Raw genomic sequence first — 25,801 nt, forward strand, 5'->3', positions numbered from 1 at the left:
CGCTCACCGCTCGGAATTCCCGGCCGCCTCGCTCCGCTCGCCGTCTCGCACCTCGCGGCTCCGCCGCTCGGTCTCCCGCGGTTCTCGCCCACTTCGTTCGCTCCGAACCGCGCTCCTCGCGGCTCCGCCGCTCGGTCTCCCGCGGTTCTCGCCCACTTCGTTCGCTCCGAACCGCGCTCCTCGCGGCTCCGCCGCTCGGTCTCCCGCGGTTCTCGCCCACTTCGTTCGCTCCGAACCGCGCTCCTCGCGGCTCCGCCGCTCGGTCTCCCGCGGTTCTCGCCCACTTCGTTCGCTCCGAACCGCGCTCCTCGCGGCTCCGCCGCTCGGTCTCCCGCGGTTCTCGCCCACTTCGTTCGCTCCGAACCGCGCTCCTCGCGGCTCCGCCGCTCGGTCTCCCGCGGTTCTCGCCCACTTCGTTCGCTCCGAACCGCGCTCCTCGCGGGTCACTGCGTTCTCCGCTCGGCATTCCGAGGCGCTTACTCCGTTCGCGCCTCGCTCACGTCGTCCGGAACGCCCGATCCCCCGCGTCGCCCAGGCCGGGGACGATGTAGCCGTCCTCGTCGAGGTGGTCGTCGATCGAGACGGTGAGGAGATCGGCCTCGGGGAACGCCTCGCCGACGCGGAGGAGCCCCTCCGGCGCGGAGACGGCCGAGAGCACGATGAGGTGTTCCGGGTTCGGGGCGCTGTCGACGACGCGGTCGAGGACGGCGTTCATCGTCGACCCCGTCGCGAGCATCGGGTCCGCGACGATCACCGTATCTTCCTCGCGGATCTCGGGGAGTTTGACGTAGTCGACCGTGATCGGGAACGAGCCGTCGTCGGTTCGGCCACCCGCCTCGTCCCGGCTGGCGCTGATGACGCCCTGCCGGGCGCGCGGAAACGCCTTCAACAGCCCCTCGACGAACGGCGTCGCCGCGCGCAACACGTTGACGATGACGACGTCCTCGAGCCCCTTGACGCGCTCGCCCATCGTGGCCTCGAGCGGCGTCTCGATCTCGACGTACTCGGTCTCCATGCGCCCGTCGATGATCTCGTAGCCGCAGATGCGTCCGAGTTTGACGAGCCCCTTCCTGAAGCTCACCTGTTCCGTCTCGACCGACCGGAGCCGAGAGAGCGTATCCCTGGCCAGCGCGTGCGTGACGAGGTACGCGTCGCCGCGATCTTCGATCGCCATCTCGACTTCCCCTTCCGGCGCGTCGCTGTATAAGCTATCGATTCCTCGCAACGTCGGCTCGATCGTCGCGGCCACTGTCCGCTCACGCGTGATACGCGGACCCGGTCCGATCGATTTCGCCCGGCGGGCTCCGGCGAGGAAGTTTATAACCCCGGCCCGCTTAGGACCGGGCCAGTCGGATGGAAGAGAGTATCTCCGGGTTCAAGGTCCGCGGCGACTGGAGCACGGTCGTCGAGCACGGCGAACGGATAACCGCGGCCCTGCGAGACGCAGGCGCTCACGACCCAACGACCGAGGCCGGCGAGCAATACGCCGAACACTTCGAGGAGTGGGACGACTGGCGCCCGAAGTCCCACGAACGACTCGAAACCGACGTCAACGAGAAGACGGCCGAGCAGGCCCGCCTCAACGAGGGCAAGGGAGAGAAGGCGGGGAAAGGACCGGACGAAGATATCAAGACCGCCGGCGAGAAGCTCTCGGAGTCCTACGCGGCGCTCGAATCGGACGACGCCGACGAGGCCGTCACCAACTGGCGCGAGTCGATCGATTACGTGGCGCGCGCGGCCGACTCGGCGAGCCGCAAGGCGATCCGGCGCGTCGAGGACACTGTCTACCAGCGCGTGATGACCCAGCTCGCGCCCTACTACTTCGACAACGAACTCGTCAGCGCGAACGTCCAGCAATCCGGCGGGGCCAACGGCGCCGACGAGTTCACCTTCGAGGTCAACGTCAACGACGACGACCTCAAAGCGCGCGTCTCCGAGACGCTGGCCGACCTCGACGACGAGATCGACCGCTGGCACGTCGAGACGGAGAAGGACACCGCGGCCGCGGAGGCGATCGAGGGCGCCGAACCGCCGCCGGAGCCCGAAGATCCCTCGAAGTCGACGACGACGTAGCGACCTCCTCGTCGCCGCGCGTTTCGCCTCGCCGACCGGGCTGATCGCCGGCCCCGCCGCGACGACCGACCCGGTGTCGCGCCTCGGTGTCGACCCGCCGTCGGCGACGACCGCCACCGGGGACTGGACTGGAACGGGCGGCGGTCGGCAGGCACTTGTACTCACCGCCAGTACGGCCCGGTAAATGGTCGAGATCGCGACGCTCGCGACCTTCGTCGTCGCCGCCGGGGCGAGTCTCTTCATGGCGTGGTCGATCGGCGCCGGCTCCAGCGGGTCGACGCCGTTCGCCCCGGCCGTCGGCGCCAACGCGATCTCGGTGATGCGGGCGGGCTTTCTCGTCGGCCTCCTCGGCCTGGCCGGCGCCTTGCTCCAGGGCCAGAACGTCTCCCAGGCGATGGGCAGAGAGCTCATCGCGAACGTCTCGCTGACGCCCGGCGCGGCCACCCTCGCGCTCTCGATCGCCGCGGTGCTCGTGGCGACCGGCGTCTTCGCGGGCTACCCGATCGCGACGGCGTTCACGTCGACGGGCGCCGTCATCGGCGTCGGGCTCGCCCTCGGGGGCGATCCCGCGTGGGCGAAGTACGGCGAGATCGCCACCATGTGGACGCTGACGCCGTTCGTCGGCGGGTTCGTCGCCTACCTGATCGCTCGCGCGCTGCGCGACGAACCGCTACCCGAGCGGGTCATCGTGATCGGCCTGGCGGGCCTCGTCGGCGTCGTCGTCGCGAACATCGAGTTCGCAATCCTGGCCAGCGGGGACGGGAGCGCCTCGATCGCCGCGGCGGGCGCCGCGTTCCTTCCGGGTCCGGCCCTCGCCGGGTCGGCGGCCGTCACCGCGCTGGTCGTGCTGGGCTGGATCGGTCCCACGGCGGTCGGGATGCGCGGCGCACCCCTCCGCACCGAGCGTCGCTTCCTCCTCGTGATGGGCGGGCTCGTCGCGTTCTCGGCCGGCGGCAGCCAGGTCGGCCTGGCGGTCGGTCCGCTCGTCCCCCTCGGCGAAAACGTCGGGGTTCCGCTCGCGGCCCTGCTCGTCGGCGGCGGCGTCGGACTGCTCGTCGGCTCCTGGACCGGCGCGCCGCGGATGATCAAGGCGATCTCGCAGGATTACTCCTCGCTCGGCCCCCGCCGCTCGATCGCGGCGCTCATCCCGTCCTTCGCCCTCGCGCAGGCCGCCGTCCTCTTCGGCATCCCCGTCTCGTTCAACGAGATCGTCGTCAGCTCGATCATCGGTAGCGGCTACGCGGCGAGTTCCGGCGGGGTCAGCGGCCGCAAGATGGGCTACACCGTCCTCGCCTGGATCGGCTCCTTCGTCGTCGCCTTCGTCGCCAGCTTCGTCGGTTTCACCGCGGTGCAGGCGCTCCTGGGATGAGTCCGGTGGCGAGGCTGGTTCGGTTCGGCGCGACTGGGGCCGTCGATATCGAACGGCCTAATTGGTTCGACCGCCGACGATGGCGTACATGACCGACTCCTCGCGCGTCGAGTGGCACCGTGACGCCGACACCTCGCTCGCGATCCGGCTCCCCTGGGCCCTCGGCGTCGGCTCGCTGCTGGCGGCGATCTCGCTCGTCGTCTTCGGCCGGGTCTTCGGTCTCGCCACCCAGATCGGCGGCCAAAAGGCCGTCATCGGCCTCCTGTTCGTCGTCGGCGGGGCCGTCCTCGCGGGCGCGTTCGTCCGGACCCGTCGGGCGTCGGCGGGCAGCGATGGCGGCCCGTCCGTGCAGTTTCACCGCGGCGTCGACGCGGCCGTCGGCGCCGTCGCGATGGGGGCCGTGATCTTCGGGCTCGATACCTACGTCGAGGGGAGCGTCGGCGAGCTGCTCGCCGCCGCGACGATCCCGATCGGACTCGGCCTGCTGGTGCTCGCGATCTTCCTGCGCTCGACCGGCATCTACGATCGCGAGGCGGAGGTCATCTACCTCTACGATCCCGAAGAGGCGATCGACCTCGACGACCTCGAGTCGGTCTCGGCGCGTCACCTGGGCGCCTCGGCCTACACCCGACTCCGGTACCGGACGCCCGACGGGGAGTACGTCCCCGGTCCGCGCCGACTGATCCTCCCCTCGGCCGTCGCGCGCGAGCTCGAGGCGACGCTCGCCGGCTGAAGCCACCGACGGGACGTACCGCCGGTCAGGACGGTGTCGCGGACCCGCTGCAAGTCGCCCGACACGAAACGGGCCGTGGTTCTCACTCCTCGATCTTCTCCGCCTGCGGCGGCTCCTCGGCTTCGCTCGGCTCCGGCTTTTCGAGTCTCGCTTTCATGATGCGGGTGTTCTCGACGCGTTCGACCCGGATCTCGATGCCGTCGAAGTGAATCGATTCGCCCTCCTCGACGAGGCGACCGGCGCGGTTGAAGATGAAGCCGGCGATGGTCTCGAACTCCTCCCCCTCGGGCAGGTCGATGTCGAGGGCCTCGTTGACGTCTTCGATGTTCACCTCGCCGCGGACGACCATCGTCCGCTCGTCGATCGTCTCGATGGGTTCGTCCTCGCCGCCCTCCAGGATCTCGCCGACGATCTCCTCGACCATGTCCTCCATCGTCACGAGTCCCTCGGTGGTGCCGAATTCGTCGATGACGATGGCCATGTGCATGCGGTTCTCCCGCATCTCGGCCAGCAGTTCGTCGACGTTCTTCGACTCGGGCACGTGCAGCGTCGGCTGGATGACGTCGTCGATCTCCAGGTCGCCGTCTTCGGTCTCGCCGTAGTTTCGATCGCGGACCAGGTCGCGGATGTTGACGACGCCGAGGATGTTGTCGAGGCTGTTCTCGTAGACGGGGATGCGGGCGTGCCCGCTCTGGATGCAGGTCTCGATCGCCTCGTCGACGCTCTCGTCGACGGCGACGGCGGTCACGTCGAGGCGCGGGGTCATCACCTCCTTGACGATGGTGTTGTTGAAGCGGAAGATCCGCTGGAGCATCTCGTGTTCCTCCTCCTCGAGGACGCCCTCGCGCTCGCCCGACTCGATCATCTCCTGGATCTCGTCGCGCGTGACGTAGGGCGACTCGATCTGGCCGGAGGAGCCGGTCAGCCGGTTGACCTGGCGGGTGAGGTAGTCGAACAGGACGACCAGCGGCAACAGGAGGTACTCCGAGGCTTTGAGCGGGCCGGCGACGCGGATCGACCACGACTCGGTGTTCTCGACCGCGTAGGACTTCGGCGCGCTCTCGCCGAACAGCAAGACGATGGCCGTGATTCCGAACGTCGCCATGAAGACACCGACCAGCCCGCCGAAGTGAAGCGACAGCACCGCCGTCGCGATCGACGACATCGCGATGTTGACGATGTTGTTTCCGACGAGGATCGTCACGAGCAGTCGGTGCGGGTCCTGCTTGAGCGTCTTGACCCGATCCGCTCCCGGGACGCCCTCCTCGACGAGCCCGTCGATCCGGTGTTTCGGCAGCGAGAACAGCGCGATCTCCGAGGAGGAGAAAAAGGCAGAGAGCAGTAACAGGATGACGATGGCGACGCTCCCGAGGATCGTCACCGTCGATTGTGCGAGCCTGATGCCGGTGAACGGGATCTCGTAGGCGGCGAGGACCCAGCCAGTCATCGTCGAGTGCACCATTGACTGGCTGACGTTTGTACTCGCCCGGATTAACGTTTGCCATGTCGGAAACCAACCGTCTCACCCGACGAGGCCGCCGTACATTCCGATTAGACCGGATTGAGGGCCCCGGCGAGCCGAGCGTTCGGTCGTCCCGGCACCCGCGACCGCGAACGTCCCCTCCCGGCGACCGGTGCCGCAACCGGGCCGTTTTCGGCGCTTCGGTCCGTAGGGGGTTCCATGTCGTCCGACGCGATTGCCTCGACCACCGAAACCCCGTCGATAACGCTCTACCGGCTCCAGGGCTGTCCGTACTGCGAGCGCGTCGTCAGAGTCCTCGACGAGCTGGACCTCGCGTACCACTCCCGCTTCGTCGAACCGCTTCACTCCCGACGAAACGCCGTCAAACGCGTCGCCGGCACCCGAACGGTCCCCGTCGTCGTCGACGAGCGGACCGGGGTGACGATGGCCGAGAGCGCGAACATCGTCTCGTACCTGGAGACGACCTACGGGGAGTCGGCGACCGACGAGGTGTCAGCCGTCGCGGCCGGAGGTGAAGACTGAGTGGTCGACTTCGACGTCGTCGACCTCGGCCCGACCGATCACGTCGCCGTCGGCGAGACGGCGCCCGACTTCACCCGCCCGCTCGCGACCGCCGAGGAGTGGGCCGACCGCTCGCTCGCGTCGATCGCCGACGACGGTCCCACCGTCCTGGTCTTCACGACGATGGCCGGCGCCTTCCTCGCGAAGTACACGCTGACCGAGCTTCGCGATCGCGGCGTCGGGATCGCGGATCCCGTCCACGGCGCCGACGCCGACGATGCCGTCGCCGCGACCGATCCCGGGTCCGACGCGGCGACCGTCGTCGCCGTCTCCATCTCGAGTCCGTACGAACTCGTCCGCTTTCTCGACGAGAACGAGTTGCCCTACGGCGTCTTCTCGGATCCCGCGAACGAGGTTGCCGAGGCCTACGGCGTCGTCCACGACCTCGACGGCATGGCGGCCATCGCGGAACCCCGGCCGGCGATCTTCGTTCTCGACGACGAGCGGACGATCGAGTACGCCTGGGTGGCCGAGGAGTGGCCCGACACGCCGCCGTACGACGACGTCGAAGCCGCGATCGACGATCTGTAACCGATCCCGACCGATTCGAACGCTACGTTTTTTCTCCCCGATTCCCCACTATCGAGTATGAGTGCGATCCGCGAGGCGGCCGAGGCCGTCGCCGACGGCGAGCTGGTCGTCTACCCGACCGAAACCGTCTACGGCCTCGGCGCGGACGCGACGAATCCGGCGGCGGTCGAGCGCGTCTTCGAGGCGAAGGGCCGCGACCGCTCGAACCCGATCTCGCTCGCGGTGCCGTCGGTGCCCGCCGCGCTCGAACACGTCCACGCGAGCGACCGGGAACGCCGATTCATGGCGACGTTCCTGCCGGGCCCCGTCACGGTACTCTGTCGCCGCCGCGATAGCGTCCCGGACGTGTTGACGTCCGGTCGCGAGCGCGTCGGCGTTCGCGTCCCGGATCACCCGCTCGCGTTGCGACTCTGCGAGCGGGCCGAGCGCCCGATCACGGCGACCAGCGCGAACGTCAGCGGCAATCCGAGCGCCCGGACGGCGAGGGACGTCGACCCCGCGATCCGCGAGGCGGCCGCGGTCGTCCTCGACGGCGGCGAGACCGGCGGCACCGAGAGCACCGTCGTCGACGTCTCGACGGAGACGATTCACCGCCGCGGCGCGGACGCCGAGCGGATCGAACGCTGGCTCGCGGCGAACTGAGTCGGGGGCTCGCGTCGAAGCGACGGTCGGTTATCCGCGACGACGCTCAAGCCGCGAGCGAAGGGTTCGCGTCCGGACACCGCACCGGGGCGCGTAGGTGCAGGTCTCGCACTTCGAACGGTCGTCGATCCGCGGCGGCGGACCGTCGATCTCACGGACCGTACGAAGCGTGCGGCGGTAGGCGGCTTTTCGTCGCGTCGTCAGGTCGATCCGTCGGACGACGCCGTGGGCCGGGTACTCCACGGTGGCCGTCTCGACCGGCTCCCCGTTGGCCCAGGCCAGCGCCTTCGCGGCGGCGACGGCCGTGACCGAGTGGGTCTCCCAGACGCCGCGGTCGGGCGGCGCGCCGGTCGCGACGACGGCGGGTTCGAGCGGCGAATCGAGCACCTTGTCGACGATGCCGCGACAGTCCCGCCCCGCGACGAGGACCTCGCGGTCGGCGGGCGAACAGAGGTCGTCCCACCGGTCGTTCGTCGTCCGCGCGCGGTTGAGCCGCGCCTGGTAGGTCGCCGGATCGACCGCGATCGGCGCCGACGCGAGCGATTCGTGATCGGCGGTGAGGGAGTCCGCGTACCGGAAGGCCAGCTCGCGGATCCGCTCGACGCGCGGCGGCGGTTCCCGGCCGTCGGCGACGCGATCGTAGTAACACTGGCGAGGACAGTACGCGGCCGACCGTAACTCGCTGAACGTGACGAGTGACACGGGGCCTCTCGCCCGCCGTTAGTATATAAACCTTCGAACGAGAAGAGCGTCAGAACGAGACGTCGGTCTCCATCCCCTCGGTCGCGTCCTCGAGGCCGTCCTCGCGGGCGTCGGCGGCCATGCGCGTGGTGAGGTCGGCGTCGGCCAGCAGGCTGTCGAACTCGTCGCGGTAGCGGTCGTTCGCCGCGCGCGATTCGGCCTGCGCCGCCGCGATGGCGCGATAGCGTTCGATCTCGTCGACGGAGACGTCGTACTCCGTCGCCAGCGTTGCCTCGTCAGCCTCGCGCTCCCGTAGCGCGCCGAGATCGATCTCGGGGACCTCGTCCTCGTCGATCAGGTGCAAGGCCATGCGCGCCTGGAACACGTCGGTCGCGTCGACGCCGAGTTCGTCGGCGATCGCCGCGTCCGAGTGTCCCTCGTAGAACTCGTAGGCGACGGCGACCAGCTCCGACGTCGAGAGCGACGTCTCGAATCCGTATCGGTCCTGCATCTGTTCGACGACGCCCTCGACGCGCTCTTCGACCGTCCGATCGTCCTGGTCGAGCGACCCGCGCTCGTCCTCCTGGGACTCGGTGACCGTCTCCTCGTCGGTCACGCTCGTGAAGATATCGCGCAATTCCTCCGTCTTCTCGTCCATGCGTGGGTACTCCCGACGGGCGGGTATTTAAGGCTGTTGCCAGGTGGCGGCGGTCGGGACGCGGTCACACGCCTGCTCGGCAGTCGGCCCGAGTCGGCCACCGGGCCCAGTCCATCGGGCGATCGATCGGGAGACTGCGGGTCTGGTGGCGTACCGAACGCCCGTCTCCGTCACCGGCGCTGACAGTGCGGCGCTCTAGTACCACTCGGATGTACGCGGGTTTATACGGGATGACCGCCCTAGGCGAGTGCAATGGCGCAAGCGGGGAACGAAGAACTCATCGACTCGTTCGATCGGTTCTTCCGCGACTACTACGACGGGGCGATCAAGGAACTCGCCCAGCGCTATCCGACGGAACAGCGCTCGCTCGCGGTCGACTGGGACGATCTCTATCGCTACGACCCGGATCTGGCCGACGACTACCTGGCCCAGCCCGAACAGCTCCAGCGCTACGCCGAGGAGGCGCTGCGGCTCTACGACCTCCCGATCGACGTCAGCCTCGGGCGCGCGCACGTCAGGATTCGCAACCTCCCGGAGACGGAGTCGCCCGAGATCCGCGAGATCCGCGCCGAGCACATGAACCGCCTCGTCGAGGTTCGCGGCATCGTTCGCAAGGCGACGGACGTCCGCCCGAAGGTCGAGGAGGCCGCCTTCGAGTGCCAGCTCTGTGGCACCCTCACGCGCATCCCGCAGTCGACGAGCGACTTCCAGGAGCCCCACGAGTGTCAGGGCTGCGAGCGACAGGGTCCCTTCCAGGTCAATTTCGACCAGTCGGAGTTCGTCGACTCCCAGAAGCTGCGCATTCAGGAGAGTCCCGAGGGCCTGCGCGGCGGCGAGACGCCGCAGGCGATCGACATCCACATCGAGGACGACATCACCGGCGAGGTCACGCCGGGCGATCACGTCTCCGCGACGGGCGTCCTCCGGCTCGAACAGCAGGGCACCGACCAGGAGAAGTCGCCCGTCTTCGACTTCTACATGGAGGGCGTCTCCGTCGAGATCGACGAGGAACAGTTCGAGGACATGGACATCACCGAGGACGACAAGGCCGAGATCGTCCGCCTCTCCGAGCGCGAGGACATCTACGAGCGGATGGTCGACTCCATCGCCCCCTCGATCTACGGCTACGAGCAGGAGAAGCTCTCGATGATGCTCCAGCTCTTCTCCGGCGTCACCAAGCACCTCCCCGACGGCTCCCGGATCCGCGGTGACCTCCACATGTTGCTGATCGGTGATCCCGGTACGGGTAAATCGCAGCTCTTATCATATATACAAAATATCGCGCCCCGGTCGGTCTACACCTCCGGGAAGGGCAGCAGTAGCGCTGGGCTTACCGCTGCTGCTGTGAGGGACGACTTCGGCGACGGCCAGCAGTGGTCGCTCGAAGCCGGTGCCCTCGTCCTCGCCGACCAGGGGATCGCCGCCGTCGACGAGCTCGACAAGATGGCGCCGGACGATCGCTCGGCCATGCACGAAGCGCTCGAGCAGCAGAAGATTTCGGTGTCCAAGGCCGGCATCAACGCGACTCTCAAGTCTCGCTGTTCGCTGCTGGGCGCGGCGAACCCGAAGTACGGTCGCTTCGACCAGTACGAACCCATCGGCGAGCAGATCGACCTCGAACCGGCCCTCATCTCGCGATTCGACCTCATCTTCACGGTCACGGACCAGCCCGACGAGGAGAAGGACGCCAACCTCGCAGAGCACATCCTGCGGACGAATTACGCCGGCGAGCTGACCACCCAGCGCGAGGAGATGACCTCGCACGACGTCACCACCGACGAGATCGAGGAGATGACCGAGACCGTGGACCCGGCGATCGACGCCGACCTCCTCCGGAAGTACGTCGCCTACGCCAAGCAGAACTGCCACCCGCGGATGACGGAAGACGCCCGCGAGGCGATCCAGGACTTCTACGTCGACCTGCGTTCGAAGGGCGTCGACGAGGACGCACCGGTCCCGGTCACCGCCCGTCAGCTCGAAGCATTAGTGCGCCTGGCGGAAGCCAGCGCCCGCATCCGCCTCTCCGATACCGTCAGTCGCGAGGACGCAGAGCGTATCATCGAGATCACGCGCGCCTGCCTCCAGGACATCGGCGTCGACCCGGAGACGGGCGAGTTCGACGCCGACATCGTCGAGGCCGGCACCTCGAAGTCCCAGCGCGACCGCATCAAGAACATCAAGGCGCTCATCGCCGACGTCGAGGAGGAGTACGACGAGGGCGCGCCGACCGATGTCGTCCTCGAACGCGCCGGCGAGATCGGCATGGACGAGTCGAAAGCCGAACACGAGATCGAGAAGCTCAAACAGAAGGGCGAGGTCTACGAACCGAAGACGGATCACTTGCGGACTACTTAGGTTGTGTATTTTGGTTCGAAATTGGTGTCCTGTGGATAATTAATTGCGGTGCCTGTGAATGCTAGGGGAGAAGAATTCGTTTCCCATTGTAACCGTTATAATAATTATAATATCCTGTCAGTATTTTATATGTGGGGATATTTCTCTGCTGATCACCGGAAAGGGGTGGCTTTATCAGTTTGAACTAAGCGAATTGAAGCGGGAAATTCTGGATAATTCTTGACCTGGCACCGTCTAGTTAGGGTGGTTTGAGAAGTGAGCAGGTCTAGAGTTGAGTTGGAACAATGCTCGCAGACCTGATCAGCAAGAGTTACGCGGCGGAATTTGATGAATGTTGGGAGCGAGAGCGGACGGCGACGCCCGTCAGGATGTTCGCCGTCCGGCTCCAAGCGACCGGTTGTTCACTCAGAGAAACACAACCAATTCTCCGTTTGATCGGCGTAGGACGACCTTACCAGGCAATCTGGCACTGGGTGCATCGGCTGGCTGACAGCGTGCCAGACCCGCCGACGGCGACGCCGTCGGCGGGTCGCGGTCGACGAGACCGCTGTCAAGATTAACGGCGACTGGTCTTGGTATACGCTGCAATCGACCTCGACTCGCGGCTGATTCTCGATGTCGCGTTGTTCGGACGACGTGGCACCGATCCAGCTGCTGCGTTCCTGCATCGATTAACTGAGAAACACGATCTCTCCCAAGCACGGTTTCTCGTCGATTGATACGGGTATCTGACTGCCCTCGCTCGATTAGGATTGAGCAGTCGGCTCGACTACGCCGAGCAAAACCTGATCGAAAAGCGGTTCCATACGCTGAAAATGCGCGTTGACCGCTTCCATAATTCGTGGGTGGGTAGTCGGACCAGCATCAGAGAGTGCCTTGAACAGTTTGTCCACTATAACATACAACGACCGCAACAATCGCTCGACGACCAGCGGCCAGCGGAGGTGTTAAACTAGACGGTGACCTTGACCAAAATTTACCGCATTACTTGATAAGTGATGACGATGGTTCGAAATAGCGTTGGTTAACAAGGTGGACCCACTGTTCACAAGGTGACGGGTTCGGCAACTACGTCGTCTTTTCGCTGCTATGTCTGCGGATATTCTTGCAGAAGTGTTACCGCGAACCGCTTGATCTCCTGTGTGAGACACCACTAATACTGCCGGAGGTTATCCTTTTTTATGCCACCTCTTTTCTCTTAACCTCGGTATGGGTGTTCGTTAGGGACGAAATGTATAGTTCCTGCCCCTCTACCATTCATCAAAAGAGCTGTTAGCAGTGCCAGGTTCCAATTATATTATTGTGTAGTATATATCTATATTATTCTATTAACTATACATTAGATAAATCTAGATCGAAATATTTATACCACCTTCCGATGATTGTTGGGTATGGTTAGAGACCATAAAGATGGCTTGTCGCGTCGATCGCTTCTTCGAAAAAGTACATTGTTGGCTGCGGCCGGTTCTATTGGAACGACGGCGTCAGCTATTGGGTCGGCTAATTCATATTGTGAGGACCATGGATTTGGATGGATACATCGAAAGTGTGACGACTGGCCCCCAGAATGGGCTCATTTAAAATTCACTATTGATCTTGATCCATATAATGCGCCAGAACAGTCAGCGTCATTTCAAAACGGGATAAACTCAGGCGGTGATGATGGTTTCTATGACACAAACTCTTTGGGACAGATTGAACTTGTTTCGGGTTATGGAAGGATGTGGGATCTCACATATGAAGAGGGTGACACTCGACCTTCCACCGAGATATGGTACTTTGGCGATGTTGTTTCGGACATCATTCTTATGCATACTGATTCTGGCATGTGGAAGAATATAGATCCTAGAAACGACATTAATTATGAGTGGCTTTGAGGGTGGTATTCAGATAGATATTTGAATAAGTGAGGAGGTGGCGATTTCGAGTGTAAAGATAGAAAACGGCATTGTACAGTTAAGCGCCTCCTCGGCCGGCGTTCGGCCATTGGGCGCTTGATTCGGTCGATCTGGGTTATAGAGGTGTCGAAACTATCTGAGCCAGCGGAGTGCACTGGCTGGACTCCCCCGCCAGAAGGAGCGAAGGCGGTCGATCCACATAGAGGCGGTCTGGAACTACTTCTCAACGTGGTTTCCCTCGTGGTAGTCGAGTTGATAGATGTAGCTTCTCGCGAGCGAGGGCACTCACTCGTACTCGCGCTCTCGACCGCCGACCCGCGACTCGGGTTCGTCCGGGTCCGTCTCGAGCAACTCGTCGACGCGGCGCTCGAATTCGGCCTCGCCGATCTCGCCGCGAGCGTAGCGTTCGCGCAGGGTCTCGAGCGGATCGGATTCGTTCGCGGCCGCGTCGCGGTCGCTCACCCGCTCGCGTTCGTCGTCCTCGATGACTCCCGCCAGGATCGCGAGCGTCGGCACGACGAGGAACCAGCCGAGGACGAAGACGGCCGTTCCGAGTTGCCAGCCGATGAAGAGCGTCGCGAGGATGCCGAGCGGAAGCGTCGCGACGGCCGTCACCGCGACGAGCGCGCCGAGCAGCTCAGACGTCGAACGGCCCATACCACTGACTGCTGACGGGACCGAAAAAGCCGTTGTGGTCCAACGCCGCCCCCTTTCTCAGGCGAGTTCGCGAACCCGCCGCACGGTCGACCTGATCGTGACCGGCGAGACGCCGGCTACCTCGCCGGCCTCGACCTGCGTCACGTCACAGCCGCGTTCGGTTGCCGCCCGGTAGAGACAGGCCGCGGCGACGCCGCCGGGGTTGCTGGCCCCGATCGCGTCGTTCGCCGAGAGCGTCGCGAGGTACCGCCTGGCCTGGCGCTCGACGTCGGCGTCGAGATCGAGTTCCGAGGCGAACCGCGGCAGGTACGTCGCCGGGTCGATCGGGCCCGTCGGCAGGCCGAGTTCGCGGTTCATCGCCGCGTAGGCCGTCTTGAGTTCGCTCGCCTCGGCCCGCGCCTCGTCGAGAACTTCCGTCATCGTCCGCGGCAGGTCGATCGAGCGCGCGGTGGCGTAGACGCAGGCCGCGGCGAATCCCTCGACCGATCGGCCCGGCAGGAGCCCCGCCGTCTGTGCGGTCTCGAAGAGTCGACAGGCCTCCTCGCGGGCGTCGCCTGGCAGCGAGAGGTCGCCGACGAGCCGTCCGATTTCGGTGTAGCCGCTGACCTGATTTTGTTTCGCCGTCGTCGAAATCCTCGCTCGCGCGTGTTCCCGTCGCATGCGCGATAGTTGCGTTCGTTTCCGGCCGGTGATCCGCCCCGCCGCCCGGTAACCGATCTCCGTCGAGAGGCCGCGATCGTGACGCGATCTGGTCAGCGGCGCGCCGGTTCGTCGCCGCGTCTCCGCCTCGAACGAGCGCCACTCCGGGCCGCGGTCGATCGGGTCCCCGTCGACGACGAGTCCGCACTCTTCACAGAACCGTTCCGTCCCCGAGGGGCGGAGCCGCCCGGCACACTCAGGGCAGCACCACCCGTCACCTCCGTCTCCCATCACTAATTTCCTGATGATGTCGCTACAGCATAAAGTTGTTGAACATATTTGATTACAATAAATTAATCCTGGCGGTCACGTCGGACCGGTCGCTAGTGGTGTCTTCGAACGAACATTTATCGACCCGAATTGCTATTGCCCGCAACGTTCGAATCTTCGGTATGAACGGGGCCGTCGTCGACCTGGACCACGCGGCGATTCGCGTCGCCGATCTCGACCGCGCGCTCGAATTCTACCACGGCTTACTCGGCATGCCCGTGCGCGATCGCGATCGGTACGAGAGCGGCGAGGTCCCCTACGTCGCGGTCGCGGCGGGCGGGCGCCACGTCCACCTCGTCCCGACCGACGAGGCGATCGACGTCGGCGGCGAACACCTCTGTCTCCTGCTCCGCTCGAGCGAGACCGACTCGCGCGAGGAACTCGAGGCGTTCCTCGCGGACCTTCGCGAGGCGGGCGTCGAGGTCGAGGACGGCGAACCGTACGAACGATACGGCGCCTACGGTCGAGCCTGGGCGGCGTACGTCCGCGATCCGGACGGCCGTCGGGTGGAGCTGAAGGTCCACTGAGGCGGCTCCCTGAGCCGCGAGGGGACCATCCGCCGGTTTCCGGCCGTCATCGTATCGGTCGCGAAACACAAATACACTTCCGCGAGCGCTTTTACCGGCTCGCGGTCAGCGTCGCCTATGGAGCGAATCGCCATCGTCACCGGCGAGGACGCGCCGGATCTGACGGACGACGGACGGCGACTGCTCGCCGCGCTCGAACGCCGCGGGTACGACGCGGCGAGCGTCCGCTGGTCGGATTCGACGGTCGACTGGGCGCACTACGACGCGGCCGTGTTACGGTCCTGCTGGAAGTACTACCTCGACCCGTCGCGGTTTCGCGACTGGCTTTCCGACCTCGAGCGGGCGGGCGTCGTGGTCCGGAACCCGCCAGACGTGGTCCGCTGGAATATGCACAAGTCCTACCTGCTCGAACTCGCCGAGGCGGGCGTCGCCGTCGTCCCGTCCGTCCTAGTCGAAGACACGCGCGAACGCGACCTCGCCGCGATCCTCGAGCGTAGCGGCTGGGAGCGGGCGATCGTCAAGCCGACGATCGGGACCAGCGCGGCGGGGGCGTGGACGACCACGCGCGAGACGGCGCCGGACGACCAGCGTCGCTTCGAACGCAGGTTTCGCGGCGCCCGTCAGCACGGGAGGACGGCATCTGACGGCGACGACGGCCCGCGTCTCTCACGCCGGGGTGCCCTCGTCCAGGCGTTCCTCCCCGAGGTGGCGAACGGCGAACGGTCGCTCGTCTTCTTCGGCGGCGAGTACAGCCACGCGTGGCGCGACCTTCGAACGCCCGACTCGTTCGGCGTCGAGGCGAATTTCGACGCCGAAGCCGAGTACGCGCCGGCGAGCACGACGATCGGCTGGGCGAGGGACGTCCTCCGTGCGGCGGTGGGGCGTCTCGGAATCGAACCCCACTCGCTCCCGTACGCCCGGGTCGATTGCGTGATGCGCGACGACGGCCCCGTGCTGCTGGAACTCGAACTGATCGAACCCTACCTGTCGTTCGCGGACGGTGACGGCGTGGCCGATCGCCTCGCGTCGACGATCGTCGACTCGCTCGACGCCGAGCCGCCGGGACAGAACAATAAGTAATCCAACAATAACTGGTTTCCGCGAGCCTATATGCGGATTCGACGCGGACGAACGAGTACGCGATCATGGCACGGACGACCCACATCGTCGCGATCTGCGGGAGCCTGGCCGAGGACAGCGCGACGCGCGTCTCGCTGCGCGTCGCGCTCGAGGCCGCCGAAGGGGCCGGTGCGGACACGACGCTGGTTGATCTACGCGAGTACGACCTGCCGCCGTACGATTCGGACCATCACGAAGCCGGTGACGCCGATCGGCTCAGACGCGTGATCGGTTCCGGCGACGCCATTCTGCTCGGGACGCCCCTGTATCACGGTACGTTCAGCTCGGCGCTGAAGACGGCGCTCGATTACTGTCGCATCGACCAGTTCGAGGGCGCGACGGTCGGGCTGCTCTGCGTCGCCGGCGGCGACTTCCCGACGCCCGCGCTCTCCCACCTGCGCGCGGTCGCCCGCTCGTTGCACGCCTGGACGCTGCCGCTCGAGGTCGCGATTCCGAACTCGGGACGCGCCGTGGCGGACGGCGAACTCGACGCCGATCTCGCGGATCGCGTCCGAGAACTCGGCACCGAACTCGTCGCGTACGCCGGCGTCGAGTCCGCTCCCGAACGCGCGGCCGACCGGGAGCAAGCCGCCCTGGCTGAATGACCAGTCGGTTCCCTGGGGGCCTATCCGTCGGCCGGACTCCCGTCAACGGGGCTACAAAATATCAGTTCCGCGAAGGTTTACCCCGCGTCCGGTTCGAGTCCGTCGTATGTTGTACGCTGGAAGCACGGACGGCGTCTATCGGATCACCGGCATCGCCGACGGAGCATCGGTCGCGACCGATCGCGTTCTCGCCTCCGGGTCGGTGTATCGGCTCGCATCGGTCGCCTTCGACGGACGCCGGGGGCTGCTCGCGGCCGGGGAGTCCGGCCTCGTTCACTCCTGGAACGGCCGCGAGTGGACGGAACTACCGGTTCCCCGGGACGCAGTCTACGCCGTCGCCGTTTCGCCGTCGGGCGGGCGGCTCTACGCCGGCACGCGCCCGAGCGGTTGCTTCGTCGCTGACGTCGACTCGAGCCTGCCGACCGACGCGGCCGACTGGGATCCGGTCGCGGGCTTTCGCCGACTCGCCGAGCGCGAGGACTGGGGGATCCCGCGCCACGACGGCATCTCGCAGGTCCGCAGCCTCGAAACTCACCCCGATGCGCCGAACCGACTGATCGCCGGGGTCGAGGTGGGCGGCGTCCACGTCAGCGAAGACGGCGGCGAGACCTGGACGGCCCGCCGTATCGATGGTTTCGACGCTCCCCACACGGACGACGTCCACCACCTCGCGCCGGCCGACGCCGAGACGATCGTCGCCTCGACGGGCAGCGGACTCTTTCGTTCGACCGACGTCGGACGGACGTGGACCCGGCTGGATACCGGCGTCTCCCAGCGCTACGCGCGCGAATCGATCGTCCACGAGGGCGCCGTCTACGCGGGTCTCGCGCCGAGTTCCTCCACCTCGTGGAACGAAGACGACGGTCACGGTCTGTTCGTCGCCCGCGACGGTAGCGACTCGCTGGAGCCGATCGACGCGCCCGCGGCTGACGAGGTGGTCGTCGGCTGGGGCGTCGTCGACGGCGACTTGCTGGCGGCCACCCACCAGGGGACGCTGCTGGCTCGCCGAGCCGGCGACTGGTCGATCGCGGGGCAGCTTCCGACGCCCGACGCGGCGCTGGCGCGGTACCTCCCGCTCGCGGACCATCCGGCGTGAGAGCATGCTGCGGTTCTGCGGCCGCGAAGACGACGTCGACGAAGTGAACGGTCGCCTTACCCCGCGTAGTCGCTGCCGACGACCTCGCGAATCCGCTCGGCGGTGACGGGCCCGACGCCCTCGACCCCGAGCAGGTCGTCCTTCCGCGCTGTCATGACGGCCTCGACCGTGCCGAACTCCTCGAGGAGCGCACGCGCCGTCACGGGCCCGATCTCGGCGATCGATGCGACGACGTACTCCTGCTGTTCGCCGAGGGTCTTGTCCTGTTTCTCGCCGTGGACGGAGATTTCCCGATCCGAGACCTCCTGTTCGCGGCCGGCGATGACCTCCAGGAGGTCCGTCGTGTCGGCTTCGCTCTCGGTGCGGAGCACGCTCGCGTCGAAGTCGACCGCGAGACTCGACAGGGCCCCGCGGATCGCGTTCGGGTGCAGATCCCGTTGCTCGTAGAGCCCCTCGCCCTCGATCACGACCACCGGTCGACTGTAGTGGCGCGCCATCGCCCCGACCTGCTCGAAGACCGACCGCTCCCCGCCGACCAGCGAGTCGACGAAGTCCGCCGTCGACTTGCGCTCGACGACGACGCGGTCCGAGCAGACGTAGTCGCCGACGTCTAACGTCTCCAGTCGAACCGACACGTCCTCGCGCTTCGAGAGGTCGCGAGCGATGGTGGCGTCCATCTCCCGCTGATCGGCGACGATTTCGATTGCGCCGGAATCGCCCGATGGCGCCGGGGTGCCCGTCTCGTCTCCACCCGAAACGGAGGGGTTGTCGTCGGCATCGTCGCTGGTTTCGCCGGCGAAATCCTGGAGCCCGGGCTGTCCGCCGACCCCTCCGTTTCGACTGGAACCGGCGCCGGCGGCCTCCGCCGACGTCGTCGCGCCGCCCGTCGCGGTCCCACCCTCGCCGGCCCCGTCCGCTGCCGTCCCGGCGCTCTCCGATCCGGATCCGGCCGGCTCGTCCGCTTCTCCCGGCTCCGCCGATTCGCTCGCGTCGAAATCGGCCAGGGACTGCTGGGCGTCGTCGAGTTCGTCGGCGAGGTCGTCGGCCATGCGCTTGAGCTGGCGTAGCTCCGATTCCATCTCCTTCTCCCGGCGTCGCGAGATCCAGAAGTAGACCTCGTCGCGGGTGTCCTCGGCCATCAGCACGACGACGCGCCCCTCCGACTGGCGGCCCGTCCGGCCCTTGCGCTGGATCGACCGGATAGCCGTGGGGACGGGTTCGTAGAAGAGCACGAGGTCGACCTCGGGAACGTCGAGTCCCTCCTCGGCGACCGAGGTCGAGACCAGTACCTCGAACTCGCCGGCGCGGAAGTCCTCGAGGACGGCCTGCTGTTCGGTCTGGGTCATGCCGTCCGAGCCCTCGCGGTCGCCCTGGCCGACGAACCGGCGCGCGTCGAAGCTCTCCGAGAGGAAGTCCGTCAGCGCCTCCGCGGTGTCCCGCGACTCGGTGAAGACGATGACGCGCTCGCCGTCCTCCAGACCGAGGGTTTCGGCGAGCAGCATCCGCGCCTTGCTGTACTTCGGGTGGAGTTCGTCGAAGTTCTCGGCCTTGCGCATCGCCTCGCGGACGCGCGGATCCGAGACCATGCGCTGACTGGCCTTCGACGCCCCCGACGATCGCGCCTGGTTGCGCTGGCGCTCGAAGTAGCGCCGCAGCGCCTCCACGCTCTGGGTCTCGACCAGCGTCACCGCCTGGCGGAGCTTCATCACCTCCGCGTGGGCGGACATCCCTTTGTACCCTTCCGACTGGTCGTTGTTGATCAGCTTCTGCAGCTCCGCGCGCATCTCGTTGAGGTCCTTCTGGGACTGGTCGGGCTGGGTGGAGGAGGCGACGCCGAGTTCTTTGAGCTTCTCCAGGCGGTCGGTGATCACCTCGTTCAGCGCGTCGCGGATCTCCAGAACCTCGTCGGGAAGGTCGATCCGCTCCCACTCGACGTCGGTGTCGTGGGTGAATTCCTCGACGTCGGCGTCCTCCCGGGTCATCACCGCGACGTCGCGCAGGCCGAGGTTGTCACAGACCTCGAGGATCGCCTCCTCGTCGCCGCCCGGCGAGGCCGACATGCCGGTGACGAGGGGATCCGCCGCGTCGGCGTGGTAGCGCTCGGCGATGTAGTTGTAGGCGTACTCGCCCGTCGCGCGGTGGCACTCGTCGAAGGTGAGGTGCGTGACATCGGAAAGCGAGATGCGCCCGCCGACGAGGTCGTTCTCGATCACCTGCGGCGTGGCCATCACGACCGTCGCCTCCGCCCACAGCGCCGACCGATCGTCCGGACTGACTTCGCCCGTGAAGACGACGATCTCCTCGTCGGGAATCTGAAGGGCTTCGCGGTAGAAGTCGGCGTGCTGCTGGACGAGCGGCTTCGTCGGCGCGAGCATCAGGGCGGTGCCGCCGACCTCGTCGAGCCGCCGCGCGGTCACCAGCAGGCTCACGGTCGTCTTGCCGAGCCCGGTGGGGAGACAGACGAGCGTGTGGTCGTCGGCGGCGGTCCCCGCAAGCTGGAGCTGGTAGCGTCGCCGCTCTAGGAAGTCGGACTCCAGCAGGGGATGTTCGATGGAGGGGACCTCCTCGTCCGTCGCTGCCATTGGCCGGACTTCGTCGCCGGTTCGGTTAAGGATTGAGATAGCGAGGTGGAAGTGGATTTCCAATGTGGTTATTCGTCCGACGGTTCGGCTCCCCGGCGAGCGCTCGCCGTCCACCGTCGGGAGACGTCGGACAGATTCATCCCGGCCGCACACCCCTCGCAGCAGTATCGCACCGCGTCCGCGTACTTCTCCACGAGCGCGGCCGGCGGTGCGACGTCGATTCTGAAGAGTGCGGGTGGCGCCACGGTGCGACCACACCGGTAGCACGTGCCGTTTCGAGGCGTCTCCCCCGTACCGCCGGTCGTTCGCTCGACGGATTTCATCCGAGATCACCGCGGTAGTGGCCCGAAGACCGTCCGGTGGATCTCGGCTCCCGATTTCCGAAATCTGAAGTCGACGACGGATAGCGATTCGACTCTCCGTACCGCGAGCGTGCGAGACCTTTTTGTCTCGGAGGTGTGTACGCAATCATGGCAACCAAAACCCCTGGAAGGGTTCTTGGAAGCCACGTCTCGGGTGTCCCAGCACCCGGGGCATTTCTACCCCTCGGAGCGCGTGGCTTCCGTTCTGATAGTTGACTCGATGGGTAATATAGTACTAGTCATTAGGTGAAACTAACGTCGGGTACCGGGTAGCGGAGGTCGCTTCGTGCGGCCGACGCCTCCAATACTGCGCTACGACGATGGCCCTACCGATTCGGCCGCGGGACGCTCGTTCGCCGCCTCGCCAACCGCTTTGTAGCCGCGGGCGCTACCCACGACGATGCCCGACCACGACGTCGCCGATCTCTCACCGCGCGAACGGGGACGTATCATCAAGACGGCCGTCTCGCCGCGACCGATCGCCTGGATCTCGACGCGCGGTCCCGACGGCGTGGACAATCTCGCGCCCTTCTCGGCGTACAACTGCGTCTCCTCGGCCGAACCGGTCGTCTCGTTCAGCGTCCCGGCCGGCGACCGCGACGAGCTGAAGGACACGCCGCGAAACGTCCTCGAGACGGGCGAGTTCGCGGTCAACGTCGCGACCGAGGCGCTGGTCGAGGAGATGGACGCCACCTCGGCGTCGCTTTCGGCCGACGAGAGCGGGTTCGACTTCGCCGGGGTCGCGCGCCTCGTGAGTCACGTATAGCCATCGAGCCGCCGTAACACGGCCCCCAACAGCACGGCAACGGGGATAATTTCCAGCCTCCCGATCCACATATTGAAAATCAACATTGTCTTCGCCGCGGTCGGCATTGCGGGTCCAGTGATACCCGCGTCGAGGCCGACGGTGCTCTGTGCGCTCATCACCTCGAAGATAATGTACTCCACGGGGTAGGCCGATGGGAGCGTCCACAGAAATACGGCAACGCCAGCCATAAGAAAGAGGATCCAGAGGACGAACACGACCGCCGCCTCCGTGTACTCCTTCTCGACCTGATTCTGTTCGAGCGTCCGTTTGCCCAGCCGGAGGTGTCGGACTGCACTCGTTGGGACGAAGACGCTTCTGATCTGCCACGCCGTGCCCTTGAGCAGGATGAGGACGCGGATGAGTTTGAGACCGCCGACGGTGGATCCTGCCGCCGCGCCGGTGAGCATCCCGAGACAGAGCAGCAACGTCGACCCGGCTGACCAGACCTGTTCGGTTCCATCGCCGATCGTCGTCGTCCCGAAGCCGGCATTCGACGTCGCGGAGACGAACTGGAACAGCGCGATCCTGAACGTCTCTTCGAACGTGGCGTACTGACCGGTTGACGAGAGAAGCGCCGTCAGTACGATGGTTCCGACGGTAAACCAGATGAACACCCACCGGGTCTGTATGTCTGCGTAGAAATTCCGCACTTCACCTTTGAGAATCAGGTAGTGGATCGGGAACGCGATACTCCCGGCGACCATCACCGGGACGACCGCGTACTCGACGAGCGGGCTGTCATAGTGGCCGATCGAATCCGCGTGAACCGAGAACCCGCCGGTGGAAATTCCGGTCATCGCGTGATTGATCGCGTCCCAGGGCCCCATTCCGGCCAGGATAAAGAGCAGAATGCCGGCGATCGTGATCCCGAGGTAAATCTTCCAGATCTCGGTGACCGTCGAGACGACGCTCGGGTGAATCTTCTTCGACCGTGCCTCGCTCTCGTACAGCGTCAGCGATCCGCTGCCCGGTCGAGCGAGAATCGCGACGGTGAGGACGATGACGCCGACGCCGCCGATCCACTCCGTGAACGACCGCCACCACTGGAGCGATCGCGGGAGTTCCCCCTCGACCGATGCCATCGTCAAACCCGTGCTGGTGAACCCGCTCGTACTCTCGAAGACCCCGTTCAGCGGCTGACGGAAGACGGCCACCGTGTCGGCGATCGGTGGCGTGTTTGCCCACGCCGGAAACGGATCCACCGTGATCGTCCACGCAAGGAGCCAGAACGGAAGGCCGCCGAGCAGGCCGACCGCACCCCACGCGGTCGCCGCCGTCACCATCGCCTCGAGCTTTCCCGAGTCCGGAGCCGCCCGACACTTCCGGGTGAGCGCGAAACCGACGCCGCCGACCGCGGCGGCGGAGATGGCGAAGGTCGGCATCGCGTAGAATTCGCCGTTGATTCCGGCGACGCCGATCGAAACGAGCAGCATGAGCGAGACGACCTGCAAAATTCGGCCGAGATCACGGCCGACGGTCCGATAGTGGACTCTCATGGATGTTCGCCGGTAAACGCCGCCACCGCATCGGCCAACGTCGCATCGTCGGTAAATACCGTCACCTCGTCGCCCGCCCGGACTTTCGTGTCGCCGCTCGGCGCCTGGATCGTCCCGTTGCGTTCGAGTGCGACCACGAGCGCCCCTTCGGGGAGCGCTCCCGACTCGAGGGCCGTGTTGAGACGGACGCCGCTCATCGGTGCGTCCTCGGTGACGGTCAGCTCGATAAGTTCGGTGGTCGGGTCGAGTTCGATGAAGTCGCTGACGTTCGGGTACCGAACGGAGTGATAGAGGTGGTCCGCGATTAGATGCTGCGGGTTCTCGATCAGCGTCGCACCGATCTTCTCGAAGACGGGCAGGTTGTCGGGATCGTGAACGACGCTCACGAGGTTCGGGACGCCGTGCTCTTCGGCGAGCAACATGACCATGATGTTCGTCGCGTCGATGTCCGTCGTGGAGATGACGGCGTCGGCGCGGTCGATATCCGCATCTTTGAGCGTGTCGTGGTTTCTCGCGTCGTCGTGCAGCACGAGACAATCGTACTCCGCCGACGCTCGATTCGCTCGTTCTTCGTCCTGTTCGATAACGACGACGTCGTTCCCGTCCTCAATCGCGCGTCCGATCAGGTGCGAGCCGATGTCCCCGGCGCCGATGACGATGAGATACATGGTCCCCTCCCAGCTCTTTCGGAAGTCGAGACTGGGCTTTCAAAACACTTCTCATGCTCAGCGGGGGGAGCGCGGTAGCCGGGGAGACCAGAACGGGGGCGCAACCCCCGAAAACCAGCCGGTCGGAGTCACCAACATGAATTATAGGCATTCGGTGCCGATAGCCATTCATGAGCACAGATCCGGCCGAACCCACTCCTCCAGAGGGATTACCGGAGGAGATCGCCACCGCCTTACACCAGTTACGTGCCGAAGAGCTCCGGAAAACGATAATCCACGCCCAGGAGCTTCTCAATTACGACGATGAAAACCCCTCTCCCGTGGAGCCCAACCCTGGAGACGACATCCTCAGGATTATCGAACACGACGGATACACTGAAGTCGTCAAGTACGTAACCGAGACGGTGAACGGAAAGCAACATCGGATGGGCCCCTTCCACTATCACGTCACCGAGGAACGCCATCCAGACGGTTCGAGAAAGCCGTACTGGAAGTTTATTGGCGAAATCGATATCGATGACGAATGATGGGTAACAGATTGATTTGATTGTCGGCTGCACCAACCTACGATACTACGTATTTCCTCCGTTTACCGTAAGGAACGTCCAACTGAATCTCCGCAGGTAGATCTTTTCGCCGGCGTTTCCGCACAAGTTGCAAATGGGACCGATTCGCTGGTCAGTGCGATCGAACGAGGAGCTGCGTCTGAACTCCGCACGGAACGACGGACATCCACCGGACGACATCGGGACGGTCTCTCTCGAAGTGGGACACCGAGCGAGCACTCGGATCAGCTGTCGATGAGAAAGAAACCGATCGAACGGGAGCGATTTCCACCTCAAGGACACTCGAACCGGTTCGGCACGACGGAGCTCTGCTGCACCGACCTCGGCGGCGCATCATCGTCCCTGGCAGCGCTTCGCCGCCTCGCCAACGGCTTTGTAGCCGCGGCGGCTAGCCACGACGATGTCCGACCACGACGTTTCCGACCTCTCGCCGCGCGAACGGGGGCGCATCATCAAGACGGCCGTCTCGCCGCGGCCGATCGCCTGGATCTCGACGCGCGGTCCCGACGGCGTGGACAATCTCGCGCCCTTCTCGGCGTACAACTACGTCTCCTCGGCCGAACCGGTCGTCTCGTTCAGCGTCCCGGCCGGCGACCGCGACGAGCTGAAGGACACGCCGCGAAACGTCCTCGAGACGGGCGAGTTCGCGGTCAACGTCGCGACCGAGGCGCTGGCCGAGGAGATGGACGCCACCTCGGCGTCGCTTTCGGCCGACGAGAGCGAGTTCGACTTCGCCGGGGTCGAGCGCGCGCCGTGTGCGACGATCGACGCGTCGCGCGTCGCTGGTGCAGCGGTCACGATGGAGTGTACGCTCTACGGAACGATGACCGTCCACGACCGCCTGCTGACGCTTGGCGACGTTCGCCACGTCCACGTCGACGAGTCGGTCCAAACCGACGGGAAGATCGACGCGACGAAGCTCGAAACCGTGGGCCGACTCGGCGGCCCGTACTACACCGACAGCGACCCGATCGAACTCGAGCGCCAGTTCTGATCGCGACAACTGTCGGCGCGCTACGGACGAGCTTCGCGTCCGGATCTCGCGGCCCTGCCTCGCAACGCCTGGACCGCGACCGGCCGAGTGCGGTTAGCGCAGTGCGGGTCAGTTCGGCGGCGCGGCGTCGACGTGGACGTCGGCCGCTTCGTCGATGCGAACCGCGTGGCCCTCGTACTGGAAGGTGATGCTGACGTCCGCCGTCTCCCGCTCGGCGAACAGGGCGCTGAGGGCTTCGGGATCGATCGTCTCGTACAGCGGTTCGAGTTCGAACGGCTCCCGTCCGGTCGCGTCGGCGATCGCGTCGGTGATCGCCACGACCAGATCGCGATCGCGGGGGCCGTGATTCGTCGTGGAGGTCGGCATAC

At 65.7% G+C, this 25,801-nt stretch carries 26 protein-coding genes and 2 pseudogenes; 16 read left to right on the forward strand and 12 right to left on the reverse strand.

Features of this window, described 5'->3' with window-relative positions:
• Positions 1 to 496: 496 nt before the first annotated feature.
• Positions 497 to 1,174 carry a uracil phosphoribosyltransferase gene (upp, locus tag MXA07_RS04225; RefSeq protein ID WP_247730805.1) on the reverse strand — a complete coding sequence of 226 codons (678 nt, stop codon included), beginning with the start codon at positions 1,172 to 1,174 and terminating at the stop codon, positions 497 to 499.
• 179 nt (positions 1,175 to 1,353) lie between these two features.
• On the opposite strand from upp, the gene MXA07_RS04230 reads away from it, so the two are divergent.
• From MXA07_RS04230 to MXA07_RS04240, 3 genes are all read left to right on the forward strand, one after another.
• Positions 1,354 to 2,073, forward strand: coding sequence for a DUF5828 family protein (locus tag MXA07_RS04230; protein ID WP_247730806.1), 720 nt, complete (start codon positions 1,354 to 1,356; stop codon positions 2,071 to 2,073).
• Between the two features lie 184 nt (positions 2,074 to 2,257).
• Positions 2,258 to 3,442: an inorganic phosphate transporter gene (locus MXA07_RS04235; protein ID WP_247730807.1), complete on the forward strand. Its 1,185-nt coding sequence runs from the start codon at positions 2,258 to 2,260 to the stop codon at positions 3,440 to 3,442.
• Positions 3,443 to 3,521: 79 nt separating this feature from the next.
• Positions 3,522 to 4,175, forward strand: coding sequence for a hypothetical protein (locus MXA07_RS04240; RefSeq protein ID WP_247730808.1), 654 nt, complete (start codon positions 3,522 to 3,524; stop codon positions 4,173 to 4,175).
• Between the two features lie 82 nt (positions 4,176 to 4,257).
• Here MXA07_RS04240 and MXA07_RS04245 read toward each other — a convergent pair whose 3' ends face one another.
• Positions 4,258 to 5,637, reverse strand: coding sequence for a hemolysin family protein (locus tag MXA07_RS04245; protein WP_247730809.1), 1,380 nt, complete (start codon positions 5,635 to 5,637; stop codon positions 4,258 to 4,260).
• Between the two features lie 219 nt (positions 5,638 to 5,856).
• Here MXA07_RS04245 and MXA07_RS04250 point away from each other — a divergent pair, with 219 nt between their 5' ends.
• Genes MXA07_RS04250 through MXA07_RS04260 form a run of 3 tightly spaced genes read left to right on the forward strand, consistent with a single transcriptional unit; the run spans position 5,857 to position 7,392 of the window.
• Positions 5,857 to 6,180 (forward strand): glutaredoxin family protein, encoded by a 324-nt coding sequence (locus tag MXA07_RS04250; protein WP_247730810.1) that lies wholly within the window; start codon positions 5,857 to 5,859, stop codon positions 6,178 to 6,180.
• The gene (locus tag MXA07_RS04255; RefSeq protein WP_247730811.1) at positions 6,181 to 6,750 is read left to right on the forward strand and encodes a redoxin domain-containing protein; all 570 of its coding nucleotides are present in this window, start codon (positions 6,181 to 6,183) and stop codon (positions 6,748 to 6,750) included.
• 57 nt (positions 6,751 to 6,807) lie between these two features.
• Positions 6,808 to 7,392, forward strand: a complete 585-nt coding sequence (locus tag MXA07_RS04260) for an L-threonylcarbamoyladenylate synthase (RefSeq protein WP_247730812.1) — start codon at positions 6,808 to 6,810, stop codon at positions 7,390 to 7,392.
• A gap of 30 nt (positions 7,393 to 7,422) precedes the next feature.
• Here the strand turns inward: MXA07_RS04260 and MXA07_RS04265 are convergent, their stop codons facing one another.
• Positions 7,423 to 8,094, reverse strand: a complete 672-nt coding sequence (locus MXA07_RS04265; protein WP_247730813.1) for a CRISPR-associated protein Cas4 — start codon at positions 8,092 to 8,094, stop codon at positions 7,423 to 7,425.
• Positions 8,095 to 8,143: 49 nt separating this feature from the next.
• On the reverse strand, positions 8,144 to 8,731 hold the full coding sequence (locus MXA07_RS04270) for a conditioned medium-induced protein 4 (RefSeq protein WP_247730814.1): 588 nt from the start codon (positions 8,729 to 8,731) through the stop codon (positions 8,144 to 8,146).
• A gap of 252 nt (positions 8,732 to 8,983) precedes the next feature.
• Here MXA07_RS04270 and MXA07_RS04275 point away from each other — a divergent pair, with 252 nt between their 5' ends.
• The 3 genes and pseudogenes from MXA07_RS04275 to MXA07_RS04285 all read left to right on the forward strand — a co-directional run bounded on the left by MXA07_RS04275 (position 8,984) and on the right by MXA07_RS04285 (position 12,963).
• Positions 8,984 to 11,086 carry a minichromosome maintenance protein MCM gene (locus tag MXA07_RS04275; RefSeq protein WP_247730815.1) on the forward strand — a complete coding sequence of 701 codons (2,103 nt, stop codon included), beginning with the start codon at positions 8,984 to 8,986 and terminating at the stop codon, positions 11,084 to 11,086.
• A gap of 284 nt (positions 11,087 to 11,370) precedes the next feature.
• Positions 11,371 to 12,042, forward strand: a pseudogene (locus MXA07_RS04280) (IS6 family transposase).
• Positions 12,043 to 12,477: 435 nt separating this feature from the next.
• Complete coding sequence (locus MXA07_RS04285) at positions 12,478 to 12,963, forward strand: hypothetical protein (protein ID WP_247730816.1); 486 nt, start codon at positions 12,478 to 12,480, stop codon at positions 12,961 to 12,963.
• Between the two features lie 78 nt (positions 12,964 to 13,041).
• Here MXA07_RS04285 and MXA07_RS04290 read toward each other — a convergent pair.
• The 3 genes and pseudogenes from MXA07_RS04290 to MXA07_RS04300 all read right to left on the reverse strand — a co-directional run.
• Positions 13,042 to 13,239 (reverse strand): annotated as a pseudogene (locus MXA07_RS04290) (IS6 family transposase); the annotation flags it as partial.
• Positions 13,240 to 13,269: 30 nt separating this feature from the next.
• Positions 13,270 to 13,641 carry an SHOCT domain-containing protein gene (locus MXA07_RS04295; RefSeq protein WP_247730817.1) on the reverse strand — a complete coding sequence of 124 codons (372 nt, stop codon included), beginning with the start codon at positions 13,639 to 13,641 and terminating at the stop codon, positions 13,270 to 13,272.
• A gap of 57 nt (positions 13,642 to 13,698) precedes the next feature.
• The gene (locus MXA07_RS04300; RefSeq protein ID WP_247730818.1) at positions 13,699 to 14,571 is read right to left on the reverse strand and encodes a transcription initiation factor IIB; all 873 of its coding nucleotides are present in this window, start codon (positions 14,569 to 14,571) and stop codon (positions 13,699 to 13,701) included.
• A gap of 161 nt (positions 14,572 to 14,732) precedes the next feature.
• On the opposite strand from MXA07_RS04300, the gene MXA07_RS04305 reads away from it, so the two are divergent.
• From MXA07_RS04305 to MXA07_RS04320, 4 genes are all read left to right on the forward strand, one after another.
• Positions 14,733 to 15,137 carry a VOC family protein gene (locus MXA07_RS04305; RefSeq protein ID WP_247730819.1) on the forward strand — a complete coding sequence of 135 codons (405 nt, stop codon included), beginning with the start codon at positions 14,733 to 14,735 and terminating at the stop codon, positions 15,135 to 15,137.
• Positions 15,138 to 15,254: 117 nt separating this feature from the next.
• The gene (locus MXA07_RS04310) at positions 15,255 to 16,217 is read left to right on the forward strand and encodes an ATP-grasp domain-containing protein (protein ID WP_247730820.1); all 963 of its coding nucleotides are present in this window, start codon (positions 15,255 to 15,257) and stop codon (positions 16,215 to 16,217) included.
• A 65-nt stretch (positions 16,218 to 16,282) separates the two neighbouring features.
• Entirely contained in the window at positions 16,283 to 16,861 is a 579-nt protein-coding gene (locus tag MXA07_RS04315) for an NADPH-dependent FMN reductase (RefSeq protein ID WP_247730821.1), read from the forward strand.
• A gap of 106 nt (positions 16,862 to 16,967) precedes the next feature.
• Positions 16,968 to 17,957: a glycosyl hydrolase gene (locus MXA07_RS04320; protein ID WP_247730822.1), complete on the forward strand. Its 990-nt coding sequence runs from the start codon at positions 16,968 to 16,970 to the stop codon at positions 17,955 to 17,957.
• A 56-nt stretch (positions 17,958 to 18,013) separates the two neighbouring features.
• Here the strand turns inward: MXA07_RS04320 and MXA07_RS04325 are convergent, their stop codons facing one another.
• Entirely contained in the window at positions 18,014 to 20,539 is a 2,526-nt protein-coding gene (locus tag MXA07_RS04325; protein WP_247730823.1) for a DEAD/DEAH box helicase, read from the reverse strand.
• Positions 20,540 to 20,607: 68 nt separating this feature from the next.
• Positions 20,608 to 20,862 (reverse strand): hypothetical protein, encoded by a 255-nt coding sequence (locus MXA07_RS04330; RefSeq protein WP_247730824.1) that lies wholly within the window; start codon positions 20,860 to 20,862, stop codon positions 20,608 to 20,610.
• A 439-nt stretch (positions 20,863 to 21,301) separates the two neighbouring features.
• Between MXA07_RS04330 and MXA07_RS04335 the strand changes: the two genes are divergently transcribed.
• A complete protein-coding gene (locus tag MXA07_RS04335) occupies positions 21,302 to 21,667 on the forward strand; it encodes a flavin reductase family protein (protein ID WP_247730825.1) in 366 nt (121 codons plus the stop codon).
• On the opposite strand, the gene MXA07_RS04340 is transcribed toward MXA07_RS04335, so the two are convergent.
• Entirely contained in the window at positions 21,658 to 23,205 is a 1,548-nt protein-coding gene (locus tag MXA07_RS04340; protein ID WP_247730826.1) for a TrkH family potassium uptake protein, read from the reverse strand. The genes MXA07_RS04335 and MXA07_RS04340 overlap by 10 nt on opposite strands.
• Positions 23,202 to 23,873: a potassium channel family protein gene (locus MXA07_RS04345; protein ID WP_247730827.1), complete on the reverse strand. Its 672-nt coding sequence runs from the start codon at positions 23,871 to 23,873 to the stop codon at positions 23,202 to 23,204. Before MXA07_RS04345 ends, MXA07_RS04340 begins: the two co-directional genes overlap by 4 nt.
• A gap of 170 nt (positions 23,874 to 24,043) precedes the next feature.
• Between MXA07_RS04345 and MXA07_RS04350 the strand changes: the two genes are divergently transcribed.
• Together MXA07_RS04350 and MXA07_RS04355 are read left to right on the forward strand one after the other, a co-directional pair.
• Positions 24,044 to 24,400, forward strand: a complete 357-nt coding sequence (locus MXA07_RS04350) for a hypothetical protein (RefSeq protein ID WP_247730828.1) — start codon at positions 24,044 to 24,046, stop codon at positions 24,398 to 24,400.
• A gap of 439 nt (positions 24,401 to 24,839) precedes the next feature.
• A complete protein-coding gene (locus MXA07_RS04355; protein WP_247730829.1) occupies positions 24,840 to 25,433 on the forward strand; it encodes a flavin reductase family protein in 594 nt (197 codons plus the stop codon).
• 108 nt (positions 25,434 to 25,541) lie between these two features.
• On the opposite strand, the gene MXA07_RS04360 is transcribed toward MXA07_RS04355, so the two are convergent.
• On the reverse strand, positions 25,542 to 25,799 hold the full coding sequence (locus tag MXA07_RS04360) for a HalOD1 output domain-containing protein (RefSeq protein WP_247730830.1): 258 nt from the start codon (positions 25,797 to 25,799) through the stop codon (positions 25,542 to 25,544).
• Positions 25,800 to 25,801: the final 2 nt, after the last annotated feature.

The sequence above is a fragment of the Halovivax limisalsi genome (assembly GCF_023093535.1).
GTDB classification, from domain to species: Archaea; Halobacteriota; Halobacteria; order Halobacteriales; family Natrialbaceae; genus Halovivax; species Halovivax limisalsi.